At 47.9% G+C, this 25,871-nt stretch carries 16 protein-coding genes; 6 read left to right on the top strand and 10 right to left on the bottom strand.

Features of this window, described 5'->3' with window-relative positions; translation table 11 throughout:
• Positions 1-35 precede the first annotated feature (35 nt).
• The 8 genes from sucD to sdhC all read right to left on the bottom strand — a co-directional run bounded on the left by sucD (position 36) and on the right by sdhC (position 9,637).
• A complete protein-coding gene (gene sucD / locus HR45_RS05110) occupies positions 36-908 on the bottom strand; it encodes a succinate--CoA ligase subunit alpha (protein WP_037440239.1) in 873 nt (290 codons plus the stop codon).
• Entirely contained in the window at positions 908-2,074 is a 1,167-nt protein-coding gene (sucC, locus tag HR45_RS05115; protein WP_037440241.1) for an ADP-forming succinate--CoA ligase subunit beta, read from the bottom strand. The genes sucD and sucC overlap by 1 nt, the downstream gene beginning before the upstream one ends.
• Positions 2,075-2,155: 81 nt before the next feature.
• Positions 2,156-3,358 (bottom strand): 2-oxoglutarate dehydrogenase complex dihydrolipoyllysine-residue succinyltransferase, encoded by a 1,203-nt coding sequence (odhB, locus tag HR45_RS05120; protein WP_037440243.1) that lies wholly within the window; start codon positions 3,356-3,358, stop codon positions 2,156-2,158.
• Between the two features lie 27 nt (positions 3,359-3,385).
• Positions 3,386-6,214 carry a 2-oxoglutarate dehydrogenase E1 component gene (gene sucA, locus HR45_RS05125; RefSeq protein ID WP_037440246.1) on the bottom strand — a complete coding sequence of 943 codons (2,829 nt, stop codon included), beginning with the start codon at positions 6,212-6,214 and terminating at the stop codon, positions 3,386-3,388.
• Between the two features lie 197 nt (positions 6,215-6,411).
• On the bottom strand, positions 6,412-7,119 hold the full coding sequence (locus HR45_RS05130) for a succinate dehydrogenase iron-sulfur subunit (RefSeq protein WP_037440248.1): 708 nt from the start codon (positions 7,117-7,119) through the stop codon (positions 6,412-6,414).
• Positions 7,120-7,130: 11 nt separating this feature from the next.
• The gene (gene sdhA / locus HR45_RS05135; protein ID WP_037440250.1) at positions 7,131-8,900 is read right to left on the bottom strand and encodes a succinate dehydrogenase flavoprotein subunit; all 1,770 of its coding nucleotides are present in this window, start codon (positions 8,898-8,900) and stop codon (positions 7,131-7,133) included.
• The gene (gene sdhD / locus HR45_RS05140; RefSeq protein WP_037440252.1) at positions 8,901-9,248 is read right to left on the bottom strand and encodes a succinate dehydrogenase, hydrophobic membrane anchor protein; all 348 of its coding nucleotides are present in this window, start codon (positions 9,246-9,248) and stop codon (positions 8,901-8,903) included.
• On the bottom strand, positions 9,242-9,637 hold the full coding sequence (gene sdhC / locus HR45_RS05145) for a succinate dehydrogenase cytochrome b556 subunit (protein ID WP_037440255.1): 396 nt from the start codon (positions 9,635-9,637) through the stop codon (positions 9,242-9,244). Before sdhC ends, sdhD begins: the two co-directional genes overlap by 7 nt.
• A 410-nt stretch (positions 9,638-10,047) precedes the next feature.
• Here sdhC and HR45_RS05150 point away from each other — a divergent pair, with 410 nt between their 5' ends.
• The 6 genes from HR45_RS05150 (at position 10,048) to HR45_RS05175 (ending at position 22,470) form a co-directional block, all read left to right on the top strand.
• Positions 10,048-11,334, top strand: a complete 1,287-nt coding sequence (locus tag HR45_RS05150; RefSeq protein WP_037440257.1) for a citrate synthase — start codon at positions 10,048-10,050, stop codon at positions 11,332-11,334.
• 287 nt (positions 11,335-11,621) lie between these two features.
• Positions 11,622-12,686 (top strand): efflux RND transporter periplasmic adaptor subunit, encoded by a 1,065-nt coding sequence (locus HR45_RS05155; protein ID WP_037440259.1) that lies wholly within the window; start codon positions 11,622-11,624, stop codon positions 12,684-12,686.
• An 18-nt stretch (positions 12,687-12,704) separates the two neighbouring features.
• Positions 12,705-15,956, top strand: a complete 3,252-nt coding sequence (locus tag HR45_RS05160; protein WP_037440261.1) for an efflux RND transporter permease subunit — start codon at positions 12,705-12,707, stop codon at positions 15,954-15,956.
• The gene (locus tag HR45_RS05165) at positions 15,953-18,997 is read left to right on the top strand and encodes an efflux RND transporter permease subunit (protein ID WP_037440263.1); all 3,045 of its coding nucleotides are present in this window, start codon (positions 15,953-15,955) and stop codon (positions 18,995-18,997) included. Before HR45_RS05160 ends, HR45_RS05165 begins: the two co-directional genes overlap by 4 nt.
• A gap of 153 nt (positions 18,998-19,150) precedes the next feature.
• Positions 19,151-20,539 (top strand): sigma-54-dependent transcriptional regulator, encoded by a 1,389-nt coding sequence (locus HR45_RS05170; RefSeq protein ID WP_241461056.1) that lies wholly within the window; start codon positions 19,151-19,153, stop codon positions 20,537-20,539.
• Between the two features lie 212 nt (positions 20,540-20,751).
• Positions 20,752-22,470, top strand: coding sequence for a hypothetical protein (locus tag HR45_RS05175; protein WP_037440265.1), 1,719 nt, complete (start codon positions 20,752-20,754; stop codon positions 22,468-22,470).
• A gap of 67 nt (positions 22,471-22,537) precedes the next feature.
• Here HR45_RS05175 and HR45_RS05180 read toward each other — a convergent pair whose 3' ends face one another.
• Positions 22,538-24,514: an Ig-like domain-containing protein gene (locus HR45_RS05180; protein WP_037440267.1), complete on the bottom strand. Its 1,977-nt coding sequence runs from the start codon at positions 24,512-24,514 to the stop codon at positions 22,538-22,540.
• Positions 24,515-24,959: 445 nt separating this feature from the next.
• The gene (locus HR45_RS05185; RefSeq protein ID WP_037440270.1) at positions 24,960-25,676 is read right to left on the bottom strand and encodes a lipopolysaccharide kinase InaA family protein; all 717 of its coding nucleotides are present in this window, start codon (positions 25,674-25,676) and stop codon (positions 24,960-24,962) included.
• Between the last annotated feature and the right edge of the window lie 195 nt (positions 25,677-25,871).

Here is a 25,871-nt window from a genome sequence, read left to right on the forward strand (position 1 = left end):
GGCGCCTTTCGGCGCCTTTTTAAGGTCAGAACGACTTACCAACCCGTTTTTTCGCGCAGCGCTTTACCAATATCCGCCAGTGAACGAACAGTGGTCACACCTGCAGCTTCCAGTGCCGCAAACTTGTCAGCCGCAGTACCTTTACCGCCAGCGATGATCGCACCAGCGTGGCCCATACGTTTGCCTGGAGGTGCAGTCACACCGGCAATATAAGAAACTACTGGCTTAGTTACGTTAGCTTTGATGTAAGCTGCCGCTTCTTCTTCAGCAGTACCACCGATTTCACCAATCATCACGATAGCTTCAGTCAGTGGGTCGTTTTGGAACATTTCCAATACGTCGATAAAGTTAGTCCCTGGGATTGGGTCACCGCCGATACCAACACAAGTTGATTGGCCGAAACCTTCATCAGTGGTTTGTTTTACCGCTTCGTAAGTCAAAGTACCTGAACGAGAAACGATACCCACTTTACCTGGCTTGTGGATGTGACCTGGCATGATACCAATCTTACATTCACCCGGTGTGATAACACCTGGACAGTTAGGACCGATCATGCGCACGCCGGTTTGTTCCAGCTTCACTTTAACCTGCAGCATATCCAGCGTTGGGATGCCTTCAGTGATACAAACGATCAACTGAATACCGCTGTCGATAGCTTCCAAAATCGCATCTTTACAGAAAGGTGCTGGTACATAGATAACAGATGCAGTCGCACCGGTTTCAGCTACTGCGTCTTTTACAGTGTTGAACACTGGCAGACCCAGATGAGTAGTACCGCCTTTACCTGGAGATACACCACCTACCAACTGAGTACCATAAGCCAGAGCTTGCTCAGAGTGGAATGTACCTTGACCGCCAGTGAAACCCTGACAGATCACCTTGGTATCTTTATTGATTAATACAGACATTATTTGCCCTCCGCAGCTTTAACCACTTGCTGAGCTGCATCAGTCAGGCTGCTCGCCGCGATGATATCCAGACCGGATTCAGCCAATACTTTCGCACCAAGTTCAGCGTTAGTACCTTCAAGACGAACCACAACCGGTACTTCAACACCAACTTCTTTTACTGCACCGATGATACCTTCAGCGATCATGTCACAACGCACGATACCACCGAAGATGTTCACCAATACTGCTTTTACATTGCTGTCAGACAGAATGATCTTGAACGCTTCAGATACACGTTCTTTAGTGGCACCGCCACCAACGTCCAAGAAGTTTGCTGGCTTACCGCCATGCAGGTTTACGATGTCCATAGTTCCCATCGCTAAACCAGCACCGTTCACCATACAACCTACGTTACCGTCCAGTGCCACGTAGTTCAGTTCAAACTTAGCAGCATGGGCTTCACGTGGATCATCCTGTGAAGGATCGTGCATATCTTTGATTTTTGGTTGACGGAACAATGCGTTGCTATCAACACCAATTTTACCGTCTAAGCAATGCAGGTTGCCTTCAGTGGTAATAACCAGTGGGTTGATTTCCAGCAGTGCGAAGTCGTGTTCCAAGAACATGGTGGCTAAGCCCATGAAGATCTTGGTGAACTGCTTGATTTGAGTTGGGTTAAGACCCAATTTGAAACCTAAGTCGCGACCTTGGAAAGGCTGAGGACCAGTGATTGGGTCAATCACTGCTTTGTGGATCAGCTCTGGGGTTTCTTCAGCGACTTTCTCAATCTCAACACCGCCTTCGGTAGATGCCATGAACACTACGCGACGTGAGCCACGGTCCACGACTGCACCTAAGTACAATTCAGTGGCGATATCAGTACAGCTTTCGACCAAAATCTTGGCAACCGGCTGACCTTTTTCATCAGTCTGATAGGTCACCAGATTTTTGCCTAACCATTTTTCGGCAAATGCGCGGATCTCTTCTTTGTCACCGGTGACTTTCACACCGCCAGCTTTACCACGGCCGCCCGCATGTACCTGACACTTAACTACCCAAGTGTCGCCACCGATACGGCCTGCAGCTTCAACTGCTTCCTGTGCTGTGTCGCAGGCATAGCCTTCTGACACTGGCAAACCGTATTCTGCAAATAAGGCTTTTGCCTGATACTCATGCAAATTCATGATTGATTATCCGTAAACTACGTTTTTGGACAAACTGGCCCTCACCCGAAGGCCAGTCACGAGGTACTGCTTGTCGCCGCCTTACAGGTCAAGCAACAAACGAGTTGGGTCTTCCAGCAAGTCACGGATTGTGACGAGGAAGCCCACTGATTCACGACCATCAATAATGCGGTGATCGTATGAAAGCGCTAAATACATCATTGGCTGAATTTCTACCTGACCATTCACTGCCATTGGACGATCTTTAATGGCATGCATACCGAGAATGGCACTTTGTGGCAGATTCAGAATTGGGGTCGACATTAGCGAACCAAATACACCACCGTTAGTTACGGTGAAGTTGCCGCCAGTCATGTCTTCAACGGTCAGCTTGCCGTCACGGCCTTTAATTGCCAGTTCACGAATCGCTTTTTCCATATCCGCGAGCGTCATGGTGTCGGTGTCACGCAGCACTGGTGTTACCAAACCACGAGGCGTTGATACCGCGATGCTCACGTCAAAGTAGTTGTGGTAAACGATGTCGTTACTGTCGATAGACGCGTTCACTTCTGGATAGCGTTTCAGTGCTTCGGTAACAGCTTTCACGTAGAAAGACATGAAGCCCAAACGAATACCGTGCTTCTTCTCGAACTCATCTTGATACTTCTTACGAATGTTCATGATAGGTTTCATGTTAACTTCGTTGAAGGTGGTCAACATGGCAGTCGAGTTCTTCGCTTCCAGCAGACGGGTTGCAATAGTCTTACGCAGACGTGTCATTGGCACACGCTTTTCGCTACGCTCGCCGCTCAGTGCAACTGGTGCAGGTGCTGCAGCAGCTGCCGCTGGTTTGCCTGCTGATTTCACAAACGCTTCTACGTCTTCTTTGGTAATACGACCGCCAACACCAGTGCCTTTAATTTGGCTAGGGTCAACGTTATGTTCAGCGACCAAACGACGTACTGAAGGGCTCAGTGCATCATTGCTCTCGGCAGGAGCGTCTGCAGCTTCCGCTTTTGGCGCTGCCGCTTCTGCTTGTTCCTTAGAAACTTCTTGGCCAACAACAGCACCTGGCTCAAATTTGGCAATGACTTGTTCGCCCAGAACGGTGTCACCTTCTTGGAACAAGAACTCGCTGATAGCACCATCTTCAGGTGCTACAACTTCCAGCACGACTTTATCGGTTTCGATATCAACCAGGTTCTGATCGCGTGAAACAGCCTCTCCTGGCTTAACGTGCCAAGTGGCGATGGTTGCATCCGCTACTGATTCTGGCAGGACTGGTACCTTGATTTCGATACTCATGGAAAGCTTTCCTTTTATATAAATTTATTACTTCAGATTTAATGCGCTTGCGATCAGAGATTCCTGCTGGCGCGTATGCAATTCCGGATAACCACAAGCTGGTGCAGCAGAGGCTTCCCTGCCGGCATAGCTCAATTGGGCTCCTTTTGGAATCGAAGTCCAGAAATGGTGCTGACTGCAATACCATGCACCTTGGTTCTGAGGCTCTTCCTGACACCAAACGAAATCTTTCACATGTTGATAATCGGCTAATACTGCGTCCATCTCTTCATGTGGGAACGGATATAGCTGTTCCACACGGACAATCGCAACATTATCGATATTTTCTTTACGACGACGATCTAACAGGTCGTAGTAAACTTTACCGCTACAGAACACCACACGATCGACTTTTGCAGAGTCAAGTGCGTCAACTTCACCAATCACGTTACGGAAGCTACCTTCTGCCAGCTCTTCCAAAGAAGACACCGCCATTGGATGACGTAACAATGATTTAGGTGACATCACCACCAACGGACGACGCATTGGGCGCACCACTTGGCGACGCAGCATGTGGTAAACCTGCGCTGGTGTAGATGGAATACACACCTGCATATTGTGGTTAGCACACAGCTGTAGGAAACGTTCCAAACGTGCTGATGAGTGTTCTGGGCCCTGACCTTCATAACCGTGAGGCAGTAACATTGTTAAAGCACACAGACGGCCCCACTTCTGCTCTCCTGAAGACAAGAATTGGTCAATTACTACTTGCGCACAGTTAGCAAAGTCACCGAACTGCGCTTCCCAGATGGTTAAACCCGCTGGTTCAGCTGTGGCGTAACCATATTCAAAGGCCAATACAGAAGCTTCTGACAGTACTGAGTCGTTGATATCGAAAGGACCTTCTTTATCTGCCACATGACGCAGTGGGAAATAAGTAGTGCCATCATTTTGGTTGTGCAACACAGCATGACGGTGGAAGAAGGTACCGCGGCCAGAATCCTGTCCGGTAATACGTACGCGCTTTTTATCTTCCAGAATCGTGGCGTAGGCTAGCGTTTCAGCGAAGCCCCAATCGAGCATCTTCTCGCCTTTTGCCATGGCATCGCGGTCGGTATAAATCTTAGCAACGCGGCTATGTAGCTTATGTGTTTCAGGTACATAACTAACTTTTGCGGCTAACTCTTTCAGATGCTCCAGCGGCATACTGCCTTGATAAGGCTCATCCCACTCGCGGTTTAGATATGGTGTCCAGTCAACAGTGTGCAGCGTCATAGGACGCCACTCTTTGACGACGCAATCGCCCTTATCCAACGCATCGCGATAGCTGTTCACCAGAGAGGTGACATCGCCAGCATTCAATGTTTGCTGCTCGATCAAACGATCTGCATAGATTTTACGGGTCGTTGGATGCTTTTTGATTTTGCTGTACATCATCGGCTGAGTTGCACTTGGCTCATCAGCTTCGTTATGACCATGACGACGATAGCAAACCAGCTCAATAACCACATCACGTTTAAAGGTGTTGCGGTAATCAACCGCCAGTTGCGAAATGAAGGCAACTGCTTCTGGATCATCACCGTTGACGTGGAAGATAGGTGCCTGCACCATCTTCGCAATATCAGTACAGTATTCTGTTGAACGGGTATCTTGATGATTCGAGGTAGTGAAACCCACTTGGTTATTCACCACGATACGGATAGAACCGCCGACTTTAAATGCGCGAGTTTGCGACATGTTAAAGGTTTCTTGCACGATCCCCTGACCCGCTATGGCAGAGTCACCGTGAATAGTAATCGGCATCACCTGAAGGCCATCATCACAACCACGACGGTCAAGACGGGCACGAACTGACCCCATCACTACCGGGTTTACAATTTCAAGATGCGATGGGTTGAAAGCCAACGCCAAATGCACGTTACCGCCCGGTGTTTCAAAATCTGAAGAGAAGCCTTGGTGATACTTAACGTCACCTGACCCCAGTCCTTCTTCATGGTGTTTACCAGCAAACTCATCAAATAGTTCACCAGGACGCTTACCGAGGATGTTAACCAGTACGTTCAAACGACCACGGTGAGCCATACCGATCACAATCTCTTTAGTACCCGCTTCACCACCGCGATAAATAATTTCGCGAAGCATGGGTACTAAGGAGTCTCCACCTTCCAGTGAAAAACGTTTTGCGCCAGGGAATTTTGCACCAAGATATTTTTCCATCCCTTCGGCAGCATTAAGACCTTCCAACAGACGGGATTTTACCTCTGCGGAATAAGTAGCCTTGCCTAACGTGGGTTCCAAACGCTGTTGGATCCAACGTTTTTCATCAGTGTCGGTAATATGCATATATTCCGCACCGATGGATTCGGTATAAGTCACCTTTAGCGCTTTAACCAAATCGGCAAGCTTCATGGTGCCATTACCATGTGCAAACGAACCTGTATTGAACTCACGCTCCATATCTTCGGCAGTCAAACCATGGAACGCAGGATCTAGCTCGGCAACGGTGTCGCGCTTCCACAATGCTAGCGGGTCAAGCTGAGCATTTTGGTGGCCACGAAAACGGTAAGCGTTAATCAACTGCAGTACTTTAACTTGCTTAGCATCTAAATCGGGATCAGTCATTCGGCCGGCAGTCTTACTACTACGGCTGTCGCTTGCCAATGATCTAAAATAATCGCGAATTTTCGAGTGAGCAGGTTCAGGTAAGGTAGAGTCGTTACCGTTTACTGGAGGGAGATTATCAAAGACGGCACGCCAGTCGTCAGAGACTGCACTGGGGTCTTCTTGATAGGCTTCATACATCTCTTCTACATAGGTCGAGTTTGCCCCACTCAAGTGAGACGATTCGAGCCAAGCTTTCATGATGCCTTGGTGCATTTTTATTCCTTTCAATCTTGGTATATGTGCATCGCTTTACTTCAGCTACTTCACTGAATCTGACTACTTGAATCCAATTCCGTTTCCTGTAGTCAACCTGTCGTCCGTTACACACGAAAGAGAGCCACTTCCTGCACATGAGAAAGTGACTCCCGCACGAGCTATATCATTATGGATGCTTGCCCGTCTTGTTGCATTTATACCGCCCGATTCAACAGCATGGACTTGATGTGTCCAATGGCTTTCGTTGGGTTTAGACCTTTCGGACAGACATCCACGCAGTTCATAATGCCGTGGCAGCGGAATACACTGTAGGCATCGTCTAATCCATCTAAACGCTCTTCGGTCGCAGTGTCACGACTATCGATTAAGAAACGATAGGCATGCAACAAACCACTTGGGCCGACAAACTTGTCAGGGTTCCACCAGAACGAAGGACAAGCCGTTGAACAACAAGCACACATAATACATTCGTACAGACCATCCAAGTGTGCGCGCTCTTCAGGAGATTGCAAATGTTCACGTGCTGGTTGCTTGTCATCGTTGATCAAATATGGCTTGATCTTCTCGTACTGCTTATAGAATTGGCTCAAATCTACAATCAGGTCACGTACCACTGGCATACCAGGCAATGGTCTGATTTCAAGCTTTTTGCCTTTAAAGGTTGAAACTGGGGTAATACAGGCAAGGCCGTTCTTACCATTCATGTTCATACCGTCAGAACCGCACACCCCTTCGCGACATGAGCGACGAAATGCCAGTGTTGGGTCTTGCTCTTTCAGCTTGATCAACACGTCCAGCATCATCATGTCAGAGCCATCTGGAATTTCCAGTTGGTAATCCTTCATGTAGGGCTTTTTATCTACATCAGGATTGTAGCGATAAACAGCAATGTCTAATTTCATCTCGCGACTCCTTAGTAGGTACGTTTCTTAGGTGGGAAGGCTTCACGGAACTTAGGTGACATGTTCACATCACGGCGGTCCATAGATTCAGTGTTTGGATCGTACAAGCTATGACACAACCAGTTGGCGTCATCACGCTCTGGATAGTCTTCACGGCTGTGCGCACCACGACTCTCGGTACGGAAGTTAGCAGCGTAAGCTGAAGCAATTGCAGTCGCCATCAGGTTATCAAGCTCCAGACATTCGATACGTTGAGTATTAAATTCTTTCGAGTCATCCGACAGTTTGGCATTGGCCAGACGAGCACGGATCGCTTTCAATTCTTCCAGACCTTCAGCCATCGCATCACCGCTACGGAATACCGAGAAGTGTAACTGCATACACATCTGCATATCTTTGCGGATTTGGAATGGATCTTCACCCTCTTTGGTGTTTTCCCAACGGTTAAGACGTTCCAACGATTTCGCAATTTCAGCTTCAGTTGCTGGTTTTGGCGTATCCATCTGTTCTAATGCCGCGCCCAAGTGTTGGCCAGCAGCACGACCAAAGACCACCAAATCAAGCAGTGAGTTACCGCCCAGACGGTTAGCACCATGCACTGATACACAAGCGATTTCACCCACAGCGAACAGACCGACCACGTCAGTTTCTGTACCATCGGCTTCTTTATGAATCACCTGACCAGTAACACGCGTTGGCAAACCACCCATCATATAGTGGCAGGTTGGAATAACTGGAATAGGACCATCAGCTGGATCGATATGCGCAAATGTACGTGACAATTCACATACACCTGGCAGACGCGCTTCTAAGGTTTCTTTACCTAAGTGATCCAGTTTTAGCTTCAGGTGTGGACCAAGACCGCCATCGGTACAGCCACGACCTTCGCGAATTTCGGTCATCATTGAACGTGCTACCACGTCACGAGAAGCCAAATCTTTCGCGTTTGGCGCATAACGCTCCATAAAGCGTTCGCCGTCTTTATTCAGTAGGTAACCGCCTTCACCGCGGCAACCTTCGGTAACCAAAACACCCGCGCCAGCAATACCAGTCGGGTGGAATTGCCACATTTCCATGTCCTGCAGCTGCACACCTGCACGCGATGCCATACCGATACCATCACCCGTATTAATGTGCGCATTAGTCGTAGAAGCAAAGATACGGCCTGCACCACCGGTCGCCAGTACAGTGGCCTTGGCTTTGAAATAGACGATTTCACCGGTTTCGATTTCCATTGCAGTACAACCTACAATGGCGCCATCTTCATTTTTTACCAGATCAAGCGCATACCATTCGGAAAACACCTGAGTTTTGTTTTTTACGTTCTGCTGGTAAAGGCAGTGAAGTAACGCATGTCCGGTGCGGTCTGCGGCAGCAGCGGTACGGGCAGCTTGTTCGCCGCCGAAGTTTTTAGACTGACCACCGAATGGACGTTGGTAGATTTTACCATTGTCAAAACGCGAGAAAGGCAAGCCCATGTGCTCAAGCTCAATAATCGCTTCAGGACCTGTTTGGCACATATATTCAATCGCGTCTTGGTCACCAATAAAGTCTGAGCCTTTAACGGTGTCATACATATGGTATTCCCAGTTGTCTTCATGGGCGTTGCCCAGCGCAACTGTAATACCGCCCTGTGCGGACACTGTATGAGAACGGGTTGGAAATACTTTTGACAGAAGCGCACAGCTCTTGCCTTCCTTAGAAATCTGCAGTGCAGCACGCATACCGGCGCCACCAGCACCGATGACGACTGCATCAAACTCTCTTACCTGAATAGCCACTTATACACCCCACACAATCAGAATGCCGCTAGCCAGATATGCAAAGGCTGTCACGACAAAAACAAACTGAAGCACGCCACGTAAAGATACACACTTCACGTAGTCGGTCAGTACCTGCCATACACCAATCCAAGCGTGGATAAGCAATGCAATCAATGCGAGTAAGGTAAACACTTTCATTGGCAGGGCGGAAAATAAACCGTGCCAAACGTCATAAGTGAGAGGACTACTGACAGCGGCGAATGCCACTAAAAATAATGTATAACAGGCTAAAACAACTGCGCTCGCGCGCAACATAATATAGTCATGGACACCGCTTCGTCCGAACGATGCTGCATTGGTTACCATACCCAAACCCCCGCCAGAATCGAAAAGATGATGGCGAGTACGAATACCGCCTTAGCTGACGCCTTACCTGACGCCAGTTCTTCCCAACGACCGGTATCCATTACTAGGTGGCGTAAACCGCCCAGCAGATGGTAACCAAGTACGGTGAGAATACCCCATACGATCAACTTCAATAAGAAGCTATCAAGCAGTGATTGCACATACTGAAAACTTTCTGGTGACTTTAAAGATGCGTTAAGCAACCATAGCAGTACACCAACCGCAAACAGCATGATGACACCGGAAACCCGGTGGAGAATGGACGCAATTGCAGTCGCCGGAAAGCGAATGGTCTGCAGATCTAAATGGACAGGTCTTTGCTTTTTCACGTTCTGCTCACTCAGCTCCATTGAGCATTATTGTTATGCGAATCGCCCTTCTAGCGAGGGCGGCTTGTGATATAGATCACATTACTAATTTGGCAAATGGACTAGGTGGAACAATCATCTAACTGATTGACTGCTTTAGCAATTCATCAGTATAGCACATTGATTTTGGCTACCTGAACGCAGCCCTTTTGAACCGCAGCAAGTATACTCGCCGAAAAAGTCAAATACAAACATCACATAATGGAAATTTTATTTTTTTTCGAAACTTTTAATCGTAAGTATAAGTAGCAACAGGAAAATTGGTCAGACCTATACTATTGTCTAACGAATTTAAACAGGTAATTGAATTGAAATGTGATCTAGATTACTTGTAAAGTAAGTCGCATTTGTTATGCCGCACTCACAATAAAATGAAGTAAGGAGAACGGGTTATGGCTGAAAAAGTAGCCAAATTGGAACTTCCAGGAAATGACTCGATCGAACTGCCAGTCAAACAAGGCACCGCTGGTTTCGACGTTATCGACATCAGCAAATTAGGCAGCAAAGGGTACTTTACCTTCGACCCAGGTTTTCTTGCCACAGCATCATGCGAATCAGCTATCACCTACATTGATGGCGAACAAGGTATCCTGCTGCATCGAGGATATCCAATCGGCCAATTGGCGGTCGAATCGAACTATTTAGATTTATGTTACCTGTTGCTTTACGGTGAACTGCCGTCTAAAGCGCAGTATGAGAAATTTGCAGCAACTGTTCGCAACCATACAATGGTGCATCAACAAGTTGAATTTTTCTTCCGCGGATTCCGCCGCGACGCTCACCCAATGGCCATGCTTTGTGGCGTTACCGGTGCATTAGCTTCGTTCTATCAAGATTCTCTTGATGTTGCAGATCCTAAACACCGTGAAATCGCCGCTTATCGTCTAGTGTCGAAAATGCCGACACTCGCCGCGATGTGTTACAAGTACTCTGTTGGTCAACCATTCCAGTATCCACGGAACGACTTGAGCTACAGTGGTAATTTCTTGTCAATGATGTTTGGCGTACCTTGCGAACCATACCAAGTGAACCCAATCATTGAACGTGCTATGGACCGCATCTTTATTCTGCATGCAGACCATGAACAGAATGCCTCTACCTCTACTGTACGTTTGGCAGGTTCGTCAGGTGCTAACCCATTTGCGTGTATCGCAGCGGGTATCGCATCCTTGTGGGGCCCTGCTCATGGTGGTGCAAACGAAGCGTGTCTGAAGATGCTGGAAGAGATTGGTTCTGTTGATCGCATTCCAGAGTTCATCGAAAGAGCGAAAGATAAGAACGATCCATTCCGTCTGATGGGCTTTGGCCATCGCGTTTACAAGAACTTTGACCCGCGTGCCAAAGTGATGCGTGAAACCTGCCATGAAGTGCTGACTGAACTGAAAGTTGATGATCCATTGCTGGATGTGGCAATGGAACTGGAACGCATTGCTTTGGAAGATGAATACTTCATCTCTAAGAAGCTGTATCCAAACGTCGACTTCTACTCTGGCATCATCATGAAGGCCATTGGTATTCCAACCAGTATGTTCACTGTGATCTTCGCACTGGCACGCACTGTAGGCTGGATTGCACATTGGAAAGAGATGCTGGATCAGCCGGGACATAAAATTAGCCGCCCTCGTCAGTTGTACACTGGTGAAGCTGAACGCGATTTTATCAAGTTGTCAGACCGCTAATTGCAATTCTTTAACGATTAAAAGGCGCCTTGTGCGCCTTTTTTGTTGTCTTTTCAAACCTTTCTTATCACCGCCCTATCCTATAAAAGCTTGAGCTGTCACTTGCTGTTAACAGCTTTAACGCAAAATGGTGAAAATCGCTAACAACTTAAGAGTTTCACTATTAATTACTAAGCAATATGAGCAAAAACATCACCATACATCGTTAACTAATTGAATAAAAACATATTTTACAGTTGGCATCAGTATTGCTTAAACAGGCTAACGAGTTTAATAGGGACTATCTCATGAAACGCCAAACATCATTTTTCAAACCAGTTCTCAGCGCATTAGTGATTGGTTTTATGTTGACCGCCTGTGGCGAGCAAGAACAAGCTAAACAAGAAGAAGTCTATGCTATTCCTGTAGAAACCACTGCGGTGACTCAAGGACATATCTCTTCTTTCTATAACACCACCGCCACCTTAGAAGCCCCAGAGGAAGCAGGTGTCACTACCCGTATCGCCGGTTTGATTGAACAACTTTATGTAGAAGAAGGCGATCGTGTTAGCAAAGGGCAACTCCTCGCCAAAATCGATGCCCGTCGCCAACAATATGAGTTGGAGCGCTCTAGTGCCGAAGTCAAAATCATTGAGCAGGAACTAGAACGTCTGAAAAAGATGACGAATCGTGAATTTGTCAGTGCTGATAGTTTGGCTAAGCTGGAATACAACCTCAAAGCTGCAATTGCACAACGCGATTTAGCCCAGCTGCAAGTTACCGAAAGTGAAATCCGCTCACCCATTGATGGGGTGATTGCGACTCGCTACGTTAAACAAGGCAACATGGCCAAAGAATTTGACCAATTATTCTATGTCGTGAGCCAGGATGAACTGTACGGCATCGTCCATTTACCTGAGCAACAGTTAGCCAGCCTTAAACTGGGACAAGAAGCCTTAGTGCAACCCAATAAACGCGGCGAAGTGTTCTCTGCTTCTGTGTTACGCATTAGTCCTGTCATCGATAGCGATAGCGGCACCTTTAAAGTGACGTTGAGTATTCCGAATAAAGCTCAGAAGTTAAAAGCCGGTATGTATGCCAATGTGCAATTGAAATATGACACCCATACAGATGTGGCCGTGGTGCCTTTCAATGCCATCGTTAACCAAGATGACGTGCAAACCTTGTATGTCGTTGAGGATGGTAAAGCTCTGCGTCGCGAAGTCGCCTTGGGATACCGTGAGGATAACCGAGTTGAAATTCAGTCTGGCATCAAAGTCGGCGAACAGATTGTGGTACGTGGTCAACACAACCTCAAAGATCAGTCGCTGGTTGAAGTATTAAGCCCATTGAGCCTCACCGCTGCCAAGTAATCGCAAAGGAACTGCCGAATGTCATTGATTAATGTGTCGGTGCGCCGTCCGGTCACCGTATGGATGTTTATGCTCGCTATCATGCTGTTTGGCGTGGTGGGCTTTTCCAGACTCGCTGTTACCCTGCTTCCCGATTTGAGCTATCCAACACTGACCATTCGTACTCAGTACGATGGCGCAGCCCCGGTCGAAGTCGAACAGCTGGTAAGTAAACCCATTGAAGAAGCTGTTGGCATTGTTAAAGGGCTGCGAAAAATCAGCTCAGTATCACGTTCAGGCATGTCAGATGTGGTACTGGAGTTTGAATGGGGCACGCAAATGGATATGGCCGGACTAGAAGTGCGCGAGAAGCTCGACACTATCGAGCTGCCATTAGATATTGATAAGCCTTTATTGCTACGCTTTAACCCGAATCTCGATCCGATTATGCGTCTCGCACTGCCGGCTAAGTCCGCATCGGAGGAAGAGCTAAAACATCTGCGTACCTACGCAGAAGAGGAACTCAAGCGCGAATTAGAGTCTCTGCCTGGGGTGGCTTCGGTACGTTTGTCCGGCGGCTTGGAGCAAGAAGTCCATATTCTGCTTAACCAGCAAAAACTCGCACAACTCAATTTGTCATCCGATGATATCCGTGCTCGCATCGCCGCTGAAAACATTAACCTTTCAGCCGGCAAAGTCGTACAAGGTGATCGCGAGTACTTAGTTCGCACCGTCAACCAGTTCCAGTCGCTGCATGAACTGGCCAATATCATCATCTATAAACAAGGTTCTACATTAGTACGTTTGGGCGACATCGCCGATGTTACCGATGGCTTTAAAGAACGCAGTGACATTACCCGCATCAATGGTAAGGAATCGATTGAGTTAGCCATATACAAAGAAGGTGATGCTAATACGGTTGCTGTTGCGCAACAGGTCAAACAACGTTTGGCACAAATGAAGCAGAACCCACAAAATGACAACCGTCTGCAACCTGAAGTGATTTACGATCAATCGGATTTTATTCAAAGTGCCGTCAGTGAAGTGACCTCTTCAGCCTTGATCGGCAGCATATTAGCCATGCTGGTCATCTATCTGTTTTTGCGCGACATAGTACCAACGTTGATCATCTCCATCTCAATTCCGTTCTCGGTAATTGCAACGTTCAACATGATGTATTTTGCCGGGATAAGCCTCAATATCATGTCCTTAGGTGGTATCGCCTTGGCGGTTGGTTTGTTAGTCGATAACGCGATTGTGGTGCTGGAAAACATCGACCGCTGCAAAAGTGAAGGCATGAATAGAGTCGATGCTGCCGTCAGAGGTACCAGTGAAGTCGCTGGTGCCATTACCGCGTCAACACTGACCACACTGGCAGTATTTGTCCCCTTAATATTTGTTGATGGTATCGCGGGTGCGCTGTTTGCCGACCAAGCCCTAACCGTAACCTTCGCATTGTTGGCCTCCTTGCTCGTGGCAATGACCTCAATCCCGATGTTAGCGTCTCGCCAAGGCTTTCAAGGAAAAGCCGAGGCAGAACAAAAAGTGATTAAGCCAGTCCCCGAGACTCGCTTAGGAAAGTTGGGCTATTACACTGGCAAGATTTTGAGCTTCCCGTTCAAACTCCTGTTCAGCTGGTTACCACAAGTGTTAACCACAGTGATTGTTACCCTCACCCGCTTTGGTGCCTGGATTGCGTCTTGGGTAATGAAGCCTCTTTCTATCGGGTTTAATCTGGCCTATGACGGACTTGCTAAGTTATATCGTCCGCTTTTAAACGGCGCGTTAGCGAACAAGGGACTAACGCTGGCGATAGCGCTGATCTTTACTGCTTCTGCAGGCTTACTGATGTCACGTTTGGGCACCGGGCTGATCCCACCGATGAACCAAGGGGAATTCTACGTCGAAATTCTGCTGCCGCCGGGCACAGAAGTGTCACAAACTGACAAGGTGTTACAGCAACTCGCCAGTGAAATTGCCGATAATCCCGCAGTAAAACATGCCTATACTCAGGCAGGTAGCGGCGGTTTGATGACGTCGGACACCAGCCGTGGCGGTGAAAACTGGGGCCGTTTGCAGGTAGTGCTGGCGGATCATCATGCCTTTGATCAAGTCGCCGAACAGTTACGCCAAAAAGCACGTACCATTCCTGAGCTGGAAGCTAAGGTCAAATTCCCTGAGCTGTTTACCTTTAAAACACCACTTGAAATTGAGCTCAGCGGCTATGAGCTAGATTTGCTCAAACAAAGTGCTGACCGTTTAGTCGACGCTTTAGCCAACAATCCGTTGTACACAGATATCAATACCTCGTTAAAAGATGGTCAACCGGAGATCAGTATTCGCTTCGATCATGCGCGCATTGCAGCGCTAGGCCTAGATGCGCCGACCATCGCTAATCGCATTGCTCAGCGCGTCGGTGGCACCGTCGCCAGTAAATACACCTTGCGTGAACGTAAAATCGATATTTTGGTGCGCAGCGAAGAAAGCGAGCGCAACAATATTACCGATATCGACTCAATGCTGATCAACCCAGACAGCAAGCACCCGATTCCGCTGTCAGCGGTGGCGGACGTGCAACTGACCATTGGCCCGTCCGCCATCAACCGCATTAGCCAACAACGGGTTGCCATTGTCTCGGCAGATATTACCGGTGGCGACTTGGATGAAGCCGTGGCAGAAGCACGGGTAATTGTCGCCAAAATGGGCTTGCCGACGTCCATCCATACCCGCTTTGGCGGCCAAAACGAAGAGATGCAAAGCTCCTTCGATTCACTAAAAATTGCCCTGATTTTAGCGGTATTCCTGGTGTACTTAGTGATGGCCAGCCAGTTCGAGTCCTTGTTACACCCACTGCTGATTTTGATGGCGGTACCTATCGCCCTCTCCGGCAGTATTTATGGTTTGTATTTGACCAACAGCCAGCTGTCAGTAATTGTATTTATCGGCTTGATTATGTTGGCGGGTATTGTGGTCAACAACGCCATTGTGCTGGTTGATCGTATCAATCAGCAGCGTGCAAATGGCATGCAAAAACTGCAGGCAATTAAAGAAGCTGGCGCGTCACGCTTACGCCCTATTCTAATGACCACCTTGACCACCAACCTCGGTCTGTTGCCGATGGCATTGGGACTTGGTGATGGCGCAGAAGTACGCGCGCCGATGGCGATTACTGTAATTTTCGGGTTGTCGCTATCAACATTGCTGACGCTAGTGGTCATTCCGGTGCTGTATGCAATGTTTGACCGCAAGCGTTTTGAGCCAGTAGTCGCAGCGCAGGAGGCTCAAGCATGAACCTCACCCGTTTAGCACTAAAACGCCCCGTCACCACCAGCATGTTTTTTACCGCCATTTTGCTTTTCGGCATGGCAGCATCTCGTTTGCTGCCACTGGAGATGTTTCCCGGTATCGACATTCCGGAAATCTACGTGCAGGTGCCCTACAAAGGTTCATCACCTGCGGAAGTCGAACGTGATATCACCAATGTGTTGGAAGAATCACTCGCGACGATGGGCGGTGTCGAGGAACTCAAATCCACCTCAGATCAAAACGGTAGCGAGATTGAAATCAAGATGAAATGGGGTGAAAACGTCGCCACCCGCAGTCTTGAAGCACGCGAAAAAATCGACCAAGTGCGTAATCTGTTACCTGACGATGTCGAACGCGTACTGATCCAGCAGTTCTCGACTGCAGATATGCCGGTATTGAATATTCGTATTTCCAGTGACCGTGAACTCTCCAGTGCATTTGATCTGCTAGATAAACAGCTAAGGGTACCACTGGAGCGGGTTGACGGCGTCTCCAAAGTGACGCTTTACGGCGTTGAGCAGAAGCAAATTGAAGTACGTTTGGATGCCGACAAGTTGAGCGCTAGTGGTCTTAAACTGCCACAACTGCGCCGCCAACTACTGGCAGAAAACTTTATTGTCAGCGGCGGTACGTTGCGTGATAGCGGTGTCGTGTATCAGGTATCCCCTAAGGGTGAGTTTCGTGACTTAGATGAAATTCGCGCTCTGGATATCGCGCCAGGACTGCATCTTGGCGATATTGCAGATGTACGTTTTGCCCTGCCAGAACGTACCGAGGGCAGGCACCTTGATCAAAAATATGCCGTTGGCCTAGATGTCTATAAAGAGTCTGGCGCCAACTTGGTCGATGTCTCGGAAAAAGTCATGAAGGTGATCAATGAGGTGAAGCAAGATCCACAGTTTCAAGGGATCAAGCTATTCATCATGGATAACCAAGGCCGTGAGGTGAAAGCATCACTGAACGATTTGCTGATGTCAGGCATGATTGGCGCCTTACTGTCGTTCGCAGTTTTGTACCTATTTTTGCGCAACATTCCGATGACCTTGATTGTGGTGTCATCAGTCCCGATTTCTATCGGTTTAACGCTGGCGGGCATGTATTTTCTCGGCTACAGCCTCAATGTATTGTCGATGATGGGCTTGCTGCTTGCCGTGGGTATGCTGATTGATAACGCGGTGGTGGTATCGGAAAGCGTGCTGCAAGAACAGCAAAAAGCAGATCATGGCGATGAAACGGTGCTGCTAGGAGTTAATAAGGTATCGCTGGCGGTCATGGCGGGAACCCTCACCACCGCTATCGTATTTTTGCCGAATATCTTTGGTGTGAAAGTTGAACTCACTGTGTTTCTTGAGCATGTGGCAGTGGCAATTTGCATCTCACTGGCTGCCAGTTTGTTGGTGGCTAAAACCCTCATTCCGCTGTTGTTGTCGCGCATTCACGGCAAAATCCAGCTGAAAGAAGCCAAAAGCAGCCGTATGCAACGCGGTTACCAACGCTCGCTAAATTGGGTATTACAGCATCCAAAAATCTCGACGTTAATTGCCCTATTGATGTTGGCTTCTACCGCACTGCCTCTGAGTCTAGTGCCAAAAGATAGCCAAGATAGCCAAAGTAAAGAACGCCTCTACATCAACTATCAGGTAGAAGGCCGCCATAGTTTGGCCGTCACAGAAGCGATGGTAAATCGTATGGAAACCTATCTTTATGGCCACAAAGATGAGTTTTATATCGACTCAGTCTATAGCTTTTACTCGGCCGAACAAGCCAGCTCCACTGTGTTGTTAAAACCTGATTTGCCAGTGGAAGTGGCAGACCTAAAACAGAAAATCCGCGATGGATTTCCACGATTTGCGGCAGCCAAACCGCAATTTGGTTGGGGCGATGACAACTCTGGCGTACGCGTTACCCTGACCGGCCGCTCCACCAGTGAACTTATCCGTATCAGCGAGCAAGTACTGCCATTGCTACAACATATTGAAGGCTTACAGGATGTACGTTCTGAGCTCAACGGTGAACAGCAAGAGGTCGTGATCAACGTTGATCGCGATACCGTGGCGCGACTGGGTCTGAAAGTACAGGATATTGCCAGTACTGTAGCCACCGCGCTGCGCGGCACCCAATTGCGTTCATTTCGGCACGACCCAAGCGGTGAATTGCGCATCGAGTTGTTCTACGACAAATCCTGGCAACAATCTCTACAGCATCTGAAAGATCTGCCAGTTGCCAATATGGATGGTCGGGTCTACGCATTAGCGCAATTGGCGGATATCAACATCAAGCCGCGCTTCGATGCTATTCGTCATTACAATCGCGAAACGTCTTTATCGATTGGCGCTAATCTGGAAAATCTCGACATGAGCAAAGCTCAGCAAGAGATCGAGCGGGTAATGCAGCATGTGAATTTCCCCGCTGGTTACGGTTATTCGCTGCGTGGTGGTTTTGAGAAACAAGATAAAGAGCAATCTGTGATGCTGGTAAATATGCTGCTGGCGGTAGCAATGATCTACATCGTCATGGCGGCGCTGTTTGAATCGCTGTTACTGCCAAGTGCGATTATCACCAGTATTTTGTTTTCTATCACCGGCGTATTTTGGGCGCTGTGGCTGACCGCCACGCCAATGTCGGTGATGGCGATGATTGGCGTATTGGTGTTGCTGGGTATTGTGGTGAATAACGGCATTGTGTTGGTTGATCAGATCAATCAGATGACACCCGCTCTCGATGAACTGTCGAGCACTATTACTAATGTCTGTATTACGCGACTACGCCCCGTATTAATGACCGTTGGCACCACCATTCTAGGCTTAGTCCCATTGGCCCTCGGCGATACCCAAATTGGTGGTGGTGGTCCGCCTTACTCACCAATGGCAATAGCCATTATCGGTGGACTGGCATTTTCTACTGCAACCAGTCTGTATTTGGTGCCGCTCTGCTATCAAGCATTTTTCCGCATGCGTCATCGCGCATCAGTCGGATTTCAGCATTCTTTGCAGCAAAGCCGTAGATTAATGCCTTGGTTATCCTGATATTTTCAAAAGCTGCTGCGGCAGCTTTTTTACTGGCTAGACAACCGTAATTCAGATATTCCTTATAGCTAATTTATAGCCTGAAAAAAGCGATATGGAATAAGTCTGGTCAGGTTTGTGGAGAGCTCATTCCCCTTCTAAAATTGAAGGGTCATGGGCCATCCCACAAACTTTATGGATCGACAGAGCAAGCGTCCTCCTGCAGAGACGATTTGGAAACGTTGTTTGTTGGTGTTAGACCCAGAAAAATGTCTGCCGGAGTGTAGCAAATACCTTAATGAGGCTGCTTGGAGCTGCTTAATTGCAGCATCTGCGGTTGAGGCATTGCCGTTGCTGCGAAAACATAATATTCGTGTTGCGGTCGCCTTTATCAGTAAAAGTAATCAGGGGCATCTGGCAAAAGACATTAGTGCCATTCAAGCCCAATGCCCTGCGCTGCACTGGATTGCCGTTTCCGATTGTACCCTTGATAAAAGCAGCGCCTGGATTCTATCAGCCAACTTTATTGACTATTATCACCGGCCGTTTGACTGGCAACGTTTTGCTGATACCTTGGGCCACGCTTGGGGCATGGCACAATTGTCACCTTCAGCAACTTCAAAGCCTGCCGCCAACCGAGATATGTTGCCCGCAATCAAAGGTGATCACCCACTACTACAAGCATTGCGAACGCAGTTACATAAGTTTGGCCAGTCTGATGAAACCGTGCTGTTAAGTGGTGAAACAGGTTCTGGGAAGGGACTATGTGCCAAGTGGTTACATTACCTTTCGGAGCGCCGCAATGGTCCATTTGTGACCGTCAATTGTGGTGCACTGCCTGCTGGGCTGATCCATTCCACCCTCTTTGGCCATGAAAAAGGCGCGTTCACCGATGCCGACAAACGCTATATCGGCCACCTCGAGCAAGCCGATGGCGGCACGTTATTCTTAGATGAGATTGCAGATCTACCACTCGATCTACAAGTTAACTTGCTGCACTTTCTCGACGACAAACAGATCCTGCGCATTGGCAGTAATAAACCTATCACGGTCAACTGTCGCTTACTGTTTGCCTCACACCAAGATTTGGAAAACGCCATCGATGAAGGCCGTTTTCGTGAAGATCTCTACCATCGCATCAATGTACTGCGCCTGCACGTACCAAGCCTAAGACAATACAGTGATGAAGTGATGTTACTGGCAGAGCAGTTTATTCAGAGCAATGCTGAAAACGAGATAGTACAGAGCTTCAGTGACGATGCCTGCTGTGCCATGAAACACTATGATTGGCCAGGCAATGTCCGCGAACTGCGCAATCGAATTCGTCGCGCATCGGTCATGAGTGACGATGGCATTATAACCGCTTCGCTGCTGGGCCTTGATCATGTCAAAAAGCACGCGCTATGTCATGATTTAGCGAGTCGTCGTGATGAGCTGGACGCCGAAGTCTTGCTTAAAGCCATTAGCGACCATAAACACAATATCTCTGCCGCCGCCCGCTCGCTAAATATCTCACGAGCCACCTTCTATCGCTTACTTAAAAAATGCCGCATTGAATCTTAGTCTCACACCAGCATCAGTTGTCAATTATATGTGACACACTGCTCCAACGCTGAGACACTTTTGTGGTTATAACGATTAAATTCACCTTTAAATCATAATGTTAAATAGTGGCATATACCATGCTCTAGATTATCTGTTCACAACCGGAATTCTTATACGCAGAAGTTCGCAGGGTGCTGCAGAATTCCGTTCACAGATACAAGGAGCATGTTATGAAACTCGGTCTATTGTTTCGTACCGCGCTACTGTGGGCCTGCGCATTAACGGTATTTGGAGTACAGGCCACCGTAGACAAGGTCGAATTGGATGGTAATGTTGTCAAGCAAACGACGCTAGATGATTGGCAAAATATTAACCTTGGTACCAGCATGGCAAACGTCACCACAGGTGTTATTGATGACCTGCCGCCAGCAACGATATTTTGGAAAGGAGGGTCAAAAGATACACAAGACGTTACTGAGTGGTGGTATAAGGACGGGTCCGTTCCCGATAAAGATGACCTACGTAATGGTTATGCTGCCGCCTACTTTATTGATAACGGCGCAGGTAGTGATGACTTAGTCTTCTATTTTGGCGCAGAACGTTATGCCAACAATGGTGATGCCGTCATGGGCTTCTGGTTCTTCCAGGATAAAGTCGGTACCGGGCCAAACAACCGCTTTACTGGTCAGCACCAAGAAAACGACTTATTCATTATTATGGAGTACCCACAAGACTCTAACTCAGTACCTTTTGTACAGGTGATGCGTTGGGTAAATTCCGGTGGTGATGTCGCAGAAAATCTTGAACTACTTTATGCCTCTGGCAATGCGGGTGCTAAATGTCTGACAGCTGGAGACTCAGGTATTGCGTGTGCGATTACCAACGAGACACCAGAACTTGCAGGTGTTGCTAACGGCTTATGGCCCTACGAAAACAAGGAAGGCATAGCCAATACTTATCCCTATGAATCTTTCTTTGAAGGTCGGCTCAATGTGAGCAAAGCCTTTGCTGAAGTAGGTATTACCGAAATCCCTTGCTTTAGTAGCTTCCTGATTGAAACCCGTTCCTCACGTTCTGAAACTGCGCAGTTGAAAGACTTCCTCGGTGGAGACTTCCCTCTGTGTAGCATCGCTATCACTAAAACTTGTGGTGCAACAGAACTGACAGGTAGTAACCAATTCCGTATCGATTACACCTTAACCCTGACGAATACTGGGGTCGGTAGCATTGGTTCTGGAGAAACCGTGACCATTGACGATTCACCAAGCGACGGTACTGCGTTCAGCGTTAGTCAAGATGTAAGTGCCTTTGCCAACGGTGCTGATGGCTGGTCACCAAATGAAATGCTGACCTATAGCGGTTACTACATTTCCAATGTTAACGGTGGTACTAACACTGTAGATGCGAGTGTAAGCTTTGGTTCCGCCAGTATTGATGCCGACCAATATACTGCCACTTGTGACTCGTTAGCATTGAGTCCAATGCTGTCTATTGTGAAAAACTGTAGCGTGTCGCTGGAAGAAACCGGTGGCGTAGTTGCGTTGCGTAAAGACTATGACATTACGGTGTGTAACACTGGTGATGCACCGTTAGATGTGACGCTGACTGACTCGGTCGATACTAACCTGAACGCGGCATTTAGTCTGGACTTTGCCAAACAATGTCTGACCGACAGTGATTGTGGCAGCGGATATAGTTGCGATACTAATACCTTGATGTGTACTAATACAGATGGGGATTTAGAAGGTAACTTTGGTGGTGATGTGTGTAATGTCACTACAGATAACTACCTGCCAAGCACCTTGCCTACAGGTAGTAGCGGTACCTTATCTAACACCGCCACAGCCAAAGCAACGTCACCTGTAGTCGACACAGGGGATCTTGCCACTATCGGTAACTCAGATACCGCAAGTTGCGATCTGTGTCCTTTACCGGTACCTGAGCAGTAGCGATTACTGACGATTTATCGTTAATTACACAGCAAAAGGGCCGTATCTACGGCCCTTTTTAATGGTGTTATCTGTTCTTACCTTTACCACCGCCGCCTTTGCCGCTGCTACTGGTTGTGGTATCCGTCGCACCACCACTGCTGCTTGGACTGATAGTCACGATGGCGATGGCTGTCAGCTGACCGTCGCTGATGGTGTAGCTGAAACTATCGCTGCCTTTAAAACGCTTCTGTGGTGCATAGGTCAAGGTGTTATCAGCATTAACGGTCACCTTACCATACTGGCCTTGGGTAGTACCGCTAATAAATAAGTTGTCGCCGTCCAAATCACTGTCGTTTGCTAACACATTCAATACAGTGTTGGTGCTGATATCGTTAAAGCTATCATCGATTGCCAACGGAGCTGTATTGCTGGTGACAGAGGTCAGCGTTACATAACCAGAGCTTTGCAACTGCTGCGAGGTTGCCTGACGACTGGCGCTCACTTGCCAACCGTTGCTGCCGTTGCCTTGCACCGCTTCCAGCGACAATGAGACATGAGTGCTGCTTTGTGGCGCTAAAGTAACTGTGTTGTTCGCCAGCGTTGCGTATAAACCCGCGTCGGTTTGCACGCTGAAGCTGTAACTGGCGTCACCGCAGATGCTACTGTCATTGTTGGTCAGCAATAAATCAACGGTGCCCTGCTGACCTTGTTGCAATTCTGATACAGCCGATTGTAGTGTCAAACTGCTATTTGCACGACTACACTGAGCGGTTGCACCTTGCAGTGATACATCGAAAGTGACTGATGATGCGTCAGATGAGACAACCTCAACACGTACACCTTGCTGTTCAAACACTTGTCCTGGACTCAGACTGATATCATCCCAGTCATAAGCCGTGCTATTGGGGGTTGGATCCAGCAAGTAACTACTCGCGGCATTGTTATCGGCACCTTCACGTAACCGAATACCATCCAGCATGCTTCCTGCTTCAGTCGCGAGTGAGCTATCGAAGCCAGTGGCTTGACGATATTCGATGTAGTAGTAAAGCGCATTCCCTGCGGCATCTTTACCATTGGGGATTTTGGCCAACAAAGGAAAGTTACCTTCAGCTTCAACCGGTGACAGTGTCACACGTGTATCTGAGGTCACGGTCTCGATGCGATCGCCGCTAAGCCAACCTAACTGCTCTTTGTGGAAGGCATTGAAATGTTTTGGCGTGCTGGTGCCACTCATGGCGCTCAGGTAATCACCGTATTCAGAGACTGTACATTGGCTGCTATCAGCAGTAGTCACATCACCACAATCTTTTTTGTTGGCATGGTAAAGGCCTAAGTTATGGCCCAATTCATGGTTGATGGTGGATAACTGCACACGCTTAATCCAGCTGCGCTTACCGACAACGTTGGCTTTACCCGACCAAGTACATTTTGGATGAGTGGGGATCAAGTACATGATGTGGTCATAGTTGTCGAGATTAAAACCGCGTGCACTTAACTCGCTATCTGCAGCGGCGGCAACTGCGTCGGTATTACACACCGACACATCAACATCCACGGTCACAGGACTGGTGGTATCGCCAGACAAGCTCATCGCGCCATAAGAGTTTTCGCTGTAGAAGGCCGCAGATTGATTAAACAACAAGTCTTGGATTTCAGTCTCAGTCAAACGCACGATAGGATTGATAGCAAAGTTGACTTCCGCCACCAATAAGGTGTGATTACCACTGATTGGCGTGATAGTGCTACTTACTGTCTGCGCAGAAGAGGTTGTTTCAGTCGACTGCAACAAGCTGACATTGCTATCACTCACTTGCAGCTGTTTGCCATAAGCTTTGCCAAATACACGAACGCTCTGGCCCGGCTTTAACCAACGAGGCGTTTGGTTAAATTGCAAATCATGAACAACCCCTTGATTGTCATGCAGGCGGAACTTCTCGATGGCGTGTTGCGCGTAATCTTCAACTTCAACGGACAGCGTACCTTCAACAGGACGCAGATCTGCAGCGAGGGCGGAGTTGGCGAGCAGCAGGCTGCTCAGCAGCATCATGGCGGAATGTTTCATTGTCTATCTCTTTAAGTTTGAGGCAAAACCCACCAAATCGTTAAACATAAATTGATGAATTCTGGCGTTCAAAATGTTGAAACTGCTATGCCAGGAGGATTTCCTTTCCGCCAGTCCGTGACATATGTCTCATTTAACCTTGCTTACAGATTTTTACCTGTTTGGCGGGGGCATTCTAGGATAGGGAAAAATGAATGTATATAGGCCAAAACCCAGTAAACACGGGGCTTTCAGCCGATTCCATTGAAAAACAAGCAATAATTTAGATTAAAAAATATACTGGTCATACCAGACTGTTTTTTGACTATTTTTCATTACGTTAGCAGTTAGCATGAACGTCAAAATGTTTTTAAATGAGAAACAGCCAGTTAATGCTATTAGTCAAATAAAAATAACAATGTCTGTTTTTTGACGCTGCCATTTTTGACGATCGCGCTATTGGCGCTTATGCATGGCGAAAATGCCAGAGTAACCAGAAAATCGGCTTAACATCGCGGCCACCGCGATGACGAAATGGCTTCATCAGGTAATACAACCATTGCCAGCTAGCGAGAAAGCTTTTGCACGCCTGCCAAATTATTTCACCACCACTGCGGCGATACTGAAGCACAACGTCGGCAATCAATTGGTTATTGGGGCCGAGATAACGATAAAGACTGTGGATGTACACCAGCAGATCACGGATATGCTGATACAACATTCCTTTACGCGGCGCCCTTGCCTCAAAATCGATGAACTTGACCTGCCCCTGCTGCCAACTAATGTCGCGTAACGCAGGGCGTCCGTGTGCTAATCCGAGATTGTGCAGCTGAGCCAGTGCTTCTGCGCTATCAAGCAACACTTGGCGCTGAAATGCGGGCGAGACATCTTTGCGCGCAATCCACTGCTTGAGTGTGGGACCAACGTCTTCTAATACCATGCAGCCCTGCTGTTCATAGACGATATGTGGCACTGGCGCATGTTGCTCGGCCAATTGCTGTAAGCAGCTCTTTTCAAGCTCTAGTGAAGATTCAGGATGGGCTTTCAGCAGACGCATTCGTCCATGCAACTGCTCAGGTTGTTTTAACCAGTATTTCCGCCCAGAAAAGTCGAAGCTGATAATCCGTTCGCCTCGATGTTCTACCAACAACTGTTGGACTTTTTGTTCAATGGTTCCGGCCACTGCTGCACTCCGTTACAAACCCGGAAGCTTATTATCCGACTAGAAGGTGTAGCCCTCAATACAATTTCGCAATATTTTATTCCTAACATTATGTTTTAGAACACTTTTTAACACAACAGAAAACTATCCATTGCCATTTTTTAACTTTTAACCATTCTAAAAACATGTAAAAATCCACCTGCATAGCAGGTGGCT

This window comes from Shewanella mangrovi, assembly GCF_000753795.1.
Lineage (GTDB): Bacteria > Pseudomonadota > Gammaproteobacteria > Enterobacterales > Shewanellaceae > Shewanella > Shewanella mangrovi.

Coding starts and splice junctions, on each gene's coding strand:
- sucD (WP_037440239.1), bottom strand. CDS start 908: ATGTCTGTATTAATCAATAAAGATACCAAGGTGATCTGTCAGGGTTTC.
- sucC (WP_037440241.1), bottom strand. CDS start 2,074: ATGAATTTGCATGAGTATCAGGCAAAAGCCTTATTTGCAGAATACGGT.
- odhB (WP_037440243.1), bottom strand. CDS start 3,358: ATGAGTATCGAAATCAAGGTACCAGTCCTGCCAGAATCAGTAGCGGAT.
- sucA (WP_037440246.1), bottom strand. CDS start 6,214: ATGCACCAAGGCATCATGAAAGCTTGGCTCGAATCGTCTCACTTGAGT.
- HR45_RS05130 (WP_037440248.1), bottom strand. CDS start 7,119: ATGAAATTAGACATTGCTGTTTATCGCTACAATCCTGATGTAGATAAA.
- sdhD (WP_037440252.1), bottom strand. CDS start 9,248: ATGGTAACCAATGCAGCATCGTTCGGACGAAGCGGTGTCCATGACTAT.
- sdhC (WP_037440255.1), bottom strand. CDS start 9,637: ATGGAGCTGAGTGAGCAGAACGTGAAAAAGCAAAGACCTGTCCATTTA.
- HR45_RS05150 (WP_037440257.1), top strand. CDS start 10,048: ATGGCTGAAAAAGTAGCCAAATTGGAACTTCCAGGAAATGACTCGATC.
- HR45_RS05155 (WP_037440259.1), top strand. CDS start 11,622: ATGAAACGCCAAACATCATTTTTCAAACCAGTTCTCAGCGCATTAGTG.
- HR45_RS05160 (WP_037440261.1), top strand. CDS start 12,705: ATGTCATTGATTAATGTGTCGGTGCGCCGTCCGGTCACCGTATGGATG.
- HR45_RS05165 (WP_037440263.1), top strand. CDS start 15,953: ATGAACCTCACCCGTTTAGCACTAAAACGCCCCGTCACCACCAGCATG.
- HR45_RS05170 (WP_241461056.1), top strand. CDS start 19,151: ATGGGCCATCCCACAAACTTTATGGATCGACAGAGCAAGCGTCCTCCT.
- HR45_RS05175 (WP_037440265.1), top strand. CDS start 20,752: ATGAAACTCGGTCTATTGTTTCGTACCGCGCTACTGTGGGCCTGCGCA.
- HR45_RS05180 (WP_037440267.1), bottom strand. CDS start 24,514: ATGAAACATTCCGCCATGATGCTGCTGAGCAGCCTGCTGCTCGCCAAC.